Origin of the sequence: Microbacterium sp. GbtcB4 (genome assembly GCF_019091465.1) — a bacterium.
Taxonomy (GTDB): Bacteria; Actinomycetota; Actinomycetes; order Actinomycetales; family Microbacteriaceae; genus Microbacterium; species Microbacterium paraoxydans.
Genome location: NZ_JAGXJJ010000017.1, coordinates 1 through 3,704, shown reverse-complemented (window position 1 = coordinate 3,704; position 3,704 = coordinate 1). Strand labels below are relative to the sequence as shown.

Annotated in this window: 3 protein-coding genes and 2 pseudogenes; 1 reads left to right on the top strand and 4 read right to left on the bottom strand. The window is 66.4% G+C overall.

The features are described from left to right. From KVS71_RS17090 to KVS71_RS17080, 3 genes and pseudogenes are all read right to left on the bottom strand, one after another. Positions 1 to 160 (bottom strand): annotated as a pseudogene (locus KVS71_RS17090) (IS3 family transposase); the annotation flags it as partial. A 10-nt stretch (positions 161 to 170) separates the two neighbouring features. Beyond that, complete coding sequence (locus KVS71_RS17085; protein ID WP_217585109.1) at positions 171 to 1,280, bottom strand: IS110 family transposase; 1,110 nt, start codon at positions 1,278 to 1,280, stop codon at positions 171 to 173. 195 nt (positions 1,281 to 1,475) lie between these two features. Beyond that, a pseudogene (locus KVS71_RS17080) lies at positions 1,476 to 2,183 on the bottom strand (DDE-type integrase/transposase/recombinase); the annotation flags it as partial. A 252-nt stretch (positions 2,184 to 2,435) separates the two neighbouring features. On the opposite strand from KVS71_RS17080, the gene KVS71_RS17075 reads away from it, so the two are divergent. Further along, entirely contained in the window at positions 2,436 to 3,482 is a 1,047-nt protein-coding gene (locus KVS71_RS17075) for an IS110 family transposase (protein ID WP_217585107.1), read from the top strand. Here KVS71_RS17075 and KVS71_RS17070 read toward each other — a convergent pair. Then, a partial coding sequence (locus KVS71_RS17070) for a transposase (RefSeq protein ID WP_368874975.1) occupies positions 3,452 to 3,704 on the bottom strand: 253 nt, incomplete at its 5' end. The genes KVS71_RS17075 and KVS71_RS17070 overlap by 31 nt on opposite strands.

Sequence of the window (3,704 nt, the reverse complement as noted above, 5' to 3'; positions counted from 1 at the left end):
AGGACCGGCGGTTGAGGACGTTCTTCTGCAGCAACGCAAAGAAGCTCTCCATAGCGGCATTGTCCCCGCTGGACCCGACTCTTCCCATGCTTCCGACCATGCGATGACGGGCCAGGGCGCGGAGCATCTTCCTGCTTCGGAATTGAGAGCCGCGGATGCTCTCCTAAGAGTCAAGCGGCGATTCTCCTCGGTTTGGTGTTCGGTGTGATGTGTTCGGTGCCGGGGGTGAGGAGGAAGTAGGCCTCGCGGGCGAGGTAGCGCTTGAGGCAGCGGATGATCTCCATCTTTGAATGCCCCTCGGCGGTCTTCTTCGCTGCGTAGGCCTTTGTCCTCGGATCGAGCCTGAGGCGGCTGATTACGGCGAGGTGGAGTGCGCGGTTGGCCTGTCGATCGCCGCCCCGGTTGAGCCGATGGCGTTGCGTCATCCCGGATGAGGCGGGCAGTGGGGAGACCCCGCAGAGCATCGCGAACGCGGCTTCGCACTTCATGCGCTCGGGGTTGTCGCCTGCGGTGACCAGCAGCTGCCCGGCGGCTTCGATGCCGATCCCGACGCGTTCGAGCAGGCGTGGGGCGAGGGACTGGACGATGGGGTTGATCAGGTCGTCGAGATCGACGATCTCGTCGGTGAGCTCGAGATAGCGGCGGCCGAATGACTTCAACGCGACCCGATAGGCGACAACGGGATCGGTCGCGTTCGAGGCGTCAGGGCGCCAGGCAGCGAGATGGCGGATCAGTTGCATTCGGGTGAGGTTGCGGACCTGGTCACGGACCTCGTCAGGGGCAGCAACGATCGACATCCGCAGCAGCTGCAACGTGTTGCGGCGTTCGCGGACTGCCTGGGCGCGCGCGACGCGCAGGATTCTGAGGGCCTCGACCGCTCCGTCCTTGGACTTCGGGATCGTGGTGCGCCGTTCATGGAGTGCGGCGCGGGCGGCGTTGATCGCGTCAAGGTCGTCGTCTTTGCCTTTCCGGCGACGGTCTGACCGATCCGGCCGGTCGACCTCGAGGACTGTCACGTCGTTCTTCGCGAGATGTCGGGTGAGGCCGGCGCCGTAGGAGCCGGTGCCCTCGATCCCGATCCGCACCAACTCGCCATGACTGCGCGCCCATGCCAGCAGCGCACGGTAGCCCGCGCGAGTCGTCGAGAAGCTGTGCGTTCCGAGGACCGTCCCAGCCTCGTCGACGACCGCGGCGACGTGGATCTCCTTGTGTGTGTCGACGCCGGCGAACACCGAGATTCGCGATTGAGGTTGCTTTCCGGCGTCGGGAATGATGGTCATGTCGTGCTCCGATCTGTTCGCATGAGCGGGGAACGGCACCGCGCACCACCAGACCGGCGGACAAGACAGTGATGAGCACCTGTTGGCGCAGGCTCTCCTTAGGTCACTCCGGCGGCGAGGCGTGACGCCTCACCGGGCGTTCTCAGGGGACCGACAGATCCGTGGAAAGACAGCAGATGTCGATCAGAGTGAGAGTCAGGAACCCCTGAGAACACCCGGCACCAGCATCCTTGCGCGTCCATCGGCGTGCGGGTCAGGACCCCCGAGAACACCAGCACGAACAGTCTCACTATCCGCGTGGACCACGCAGCCGGAGACGTCGCCGCGCATGGCGACGGCGTTGTCGAGCGCCTGGACGGCCAAACGGGACTTCATTCGCGAGTCGATTGAGTAACCGACGATCCGGCCGCTGAACACGTCCTTGATCGCGCAGAGGTAGAGCTTGCCTTCGGCGGTCTTGTGCTCGGTGATGTCCGTCAGCCACAGCTGGTTCGGCGCATCGGCGGCGAAGACGTGCCGAGTGCGGCCGTGCTCGTCGACGACGGCGCACAGGTCGTCGTGAACGGGCGGCCCTGGCCTACGGGCCTTGCCCCGCTTGGGCTTCCCGAACGCGCTGAACCAGCCATTGCTCGAAGCGATCCGCCACGCCGTCCGGTCCGACATCGGCTCACCGTTGTCGCGGGCCTCGTCGGCGAGGAGCCGGTGCCCGAACTCCGGGTCATCCCGGTGCGCGTCGAACAACGCGTTCGCGCGATACGCCTCCGGCGCCTCGCTCGCGGTGACAGGCTCAGCCAGCCAGCGGTAGTAGGGCTGGCGAGAGAGCTTGAGCACCCGACACGTCACCACGACGGGAACCCCGTCAACGGCGAGCTCTCTCACGAGCGGGTAGAGCTGTAATGGATTCTGGCGGGCCTGCGGCCGGCTGACAGGCTGGGCCTCGGCTCGGTCGTGTGACTCCGGGTAGAACCGACCCGCCGCTCGCGGCGGTGTCTTGAAAAGGACGTGTCCGCGACCGTGCCGCGGCTCGGCCTGCCCGCGCAGATGCCTTGATCAGAAGCCTGTCCGCCCGCAATGGCGTGACTCATTACAGATGTGTCTCTGAGCGACCCCACCCGAGCCAGCCCGCCGAAGTGCTGATATCCCAGAGGAGCTCGCATGACCACAGTCGCCGATCAGTTCGAACACGTCGTCGGCATCGACACTCACGCCCGAACACACACCTACTGCCTCGTCGAGACCCGCACCGGCGGCATCATCGACACGGCCACCTTCCCCACCACTTCTGCCGGCACCAACCGCGCGCTCTCCTGGATCGCGCGACGCTCCCAGGGGACGACGACACTCGCGGCCATCGAGGGGACGTCCTCCTACGGCGCGGGCATCGCGGCGGCGTTGGCTGCGAGCGGGTTCGAAGTTACGGAGATCCGACCGATCGCCAGACCGTCACGCGCCCGCACCGGGAAGTCCGACCCGATCGACGCGGAAGCCGCCGCGAGAAGCGTGATCAGAGAAGACCTCGACAAGCTCGCCCAGCCACGGCGAACCGGGGACCGGACGGCGTTGCGGGTACTCCTGGCTGCCCGCGCGCTCGTCGATCAGCAACGCACCGCGAACCGCAACGCCCTCACCGCCCTTGTCCGCAGCATCGACCTCTCGGTCGACGCCCGCAAGCCGCTCACAGACGCCCAGATCGCGACGATAGCAGCCTGGCGCACGAATCGCGACGACGCGACAACTCGGGTGTTCCGCGAAGAAGCACGGCGACTCGCCAGAGCCGTGCTCGAGCAAACCGAAGTTCTGCGAGAGAACCACCGCCAGCTCGAGCAGCTCACTGAAGCGCTGGCGCCGGGGCTGCAGGCAGTCCCCGGAGTCGGAGCCGTGACCGGCGCGATCCTGGTCGCGGCCTACTCCCACCACGGCCGCGTTCGATCAGAAGCGGCATTTGCCGCCCTCGGCGGCATCGCCCCGCTGCCCGCGTCATCGGGCAACACCACCCGCCACCGCCTCTCCCGGTCCGGCGATCGCCAACTCAACCGCGCTGTCGACGTCGTCGTCCGCACACGACTGAGCTACGACCCCACCACCCGTGAGTACGCCTCCCGCCGCCGCGCCGAAGGACTCTCCAACCGTGAGATCCGACGCTGCCTGAAACGCTACGTCTGCCGAGCGCTCTACCGTGAACTACGCACCCGCATGACTTGACACGAGGCATAGAAGCGTCCTTTTCCCGGCAGGTTCGCCTGCGACAGATACGCCGCCGCCCGCCGCAGGACCTCGTTCTCCTGCTCCAGCAGCCGGATCCGTTTGCGCGCCTCCCGCAATTCGGTTGCCTCAGCCCGAGAGTGGCCCGGCTTTGCGCCCTCGTCGACATCAGCACGACGCAACCACTTCTGCAACGTCATGGGGTGAACACCGAAGTCTTTC